The following is a 1,666-nucleotide window of genomic DNA, read 5'->3' as shown; positions in this document are numbered from 1 at the left end:
CTGACGGCGCGGAATGTGTCGATCGAGTATGAGGTGGATCCGCCGGTGAAGGCCGTGCGGGATGTGTCGTTGACGTTGAATCGCGGGGAGATTCTGGGGTTGGCGGGGGAGTCGGGGTGTGGGAAGACGACTCTCGCGTACGGCATGAACCGGTTGTTGAAGGCGCCGGCGTTGATGACGGGCGGGGAGATCGTGTTCCATGACCGGGATGGTCATGACATCGACATCGTGGGTTTGGATGGGGAGGGTCTGCGGGCGTTCCGGTGGGACAAGATCTCGATGGTGTTCCAGGGCGCGATGAACTCGTTGAATCCGGTGATCAGTGTGAGGGCGCAGATCTTCGACATCTTCGACACGCATCGTCCTGGGATGAGTAAGAAGGCGAAGACGGCGCGGGCGGAGGAGCTGCTCACGTTGGTGGGGGTGGATCCGTCTCGGTTGTCGAGTTTCCCGCATGAGTTGTCCGGGGGTATGCGTCAGCGGATGATGATCGCGATGGCTCTGGCGTTGGATCCGCAGGTGATGATCATGGATGAGCCGACGACGGCGTTGGATGTGGTCGTGCAGCGCGGCATCATCCGGGAGATCATGCGGTTGCGGGAGAAGCTCGGTTTCGCGGTGATCTTCATCACGCATGATCTGCCGATGTTGATCGAGATCAGTGACCGGATCGCGATCATGTTGCAGGGGCAGATCGTGGAGGAGGGGACGGCGGAGGAGATCTACCGTTCCCCGCAGCATGAGTACACGAAGCGGTTGCTGTCGAGTTTCCCGTCGTTGAAGGGTGAGCGGGGAGATTTCGTGCGTACCGGTGTGAGCCAGGAGGGCGTCCGATGACCACCCATACGAATAGCGCCGGGACGACGGTGCCGGGGACGGCGTCGTTGGAGGCGCGGAACCTCGTCAAGGACTTCCACCTGAGGTCCGGGTTCAGGACGAGCATCCTGCATGCGGTGAAGGATGTGTCGTTCACGATCGAGGCCGGGAAGACGCTCGCTCTGGTGGGGGAGTCGGGGTCGGGGAAGTCGACGATCGCGCGGATGCTGATGAAGTTGGAGACCCCCACCAGTGGGGAGATCCTCCTCGACGGTAAACCGTCCGGGACTCGGGGGCGGGCGTTGGAGGCGTATCGCGCGGATGTGCAGATGGTGTTCCAGGACCCGTTCGCGTCGTTGAACCCGTTCCACACGATCGTGCATCACTTGGAGCGGCCGATCCGCCTGCATCACCCGCAGCTCTCCAGTGCGCAGGTGCGTGCCAGGGCTGTGGAGTTGTTGGAGCGGGTGCGGCTCAGCCCGGGGGAGAGCTTTGCGGAGCGTCGCCCGCATGAGCTGTCGGGTGGGCAGCGGCAGCGCGTCGCGATCGCACGGGCACTGGCCCCGGGGGCGCGGTTCATCGTCGCCGACGAACCGGTGAGCATGTTGGACGTGTCGATCCGGCTCGGTGTGTTGAACCTGCTCGCGGATCTGCAGCGGGAGGAGAACCTCGGGGTGCTGTACATCACGCACGACCTCGCGACCGCCCGGCATTTCTCCGATGAGATCATGGTGCTCTACAAGGGCGATGTCGTCGAGCGGGGCCCCGCGGACGAAGTCATCCTCAACCCGCAGCACGAGTACACCAAGACCCTCCTGGGAGCCGCGCCCGAGCCCGACAACCTCGGCCG

2 protein-coding genes are annotated in these 1,666 nt (G+C 63.7%); both read left to right on the top strand.

What is annotated here, in order from left to right:
- Positions 1–837: ABC transporter ATP-binding protein (locus MOX01_RS19010; RefSeq protein ID WP_230979374.1), on the top strand; the 837-nt coding region annotated here is incomplete at its 5' end.
- Positions 834–1,666: ABC transporter ATP-binding protein (locus MOX01_RS19005; protein WP_141371195.1), on the top strand; the 833-nt coding region annotated here is incomplete at its 3' end. The genes MOX01_RS19010 and MOX01_RS19005, both read left to right, overlap by 4 nt.

The sequence above is a fragment of the Microbacterium oxydans genome (assembly GCF_006540085.1).
GTDB classification, from domain to species: domain Bacteria; phylum Actinomycetota; class Actinomycetes; order Actinomycetales; family Microbacteriaceae; genus Microbacterium; species Microbacterium oxydans.
This window is presented reverse-complemented; position numbering and strand designations above follow the sequence as displayed.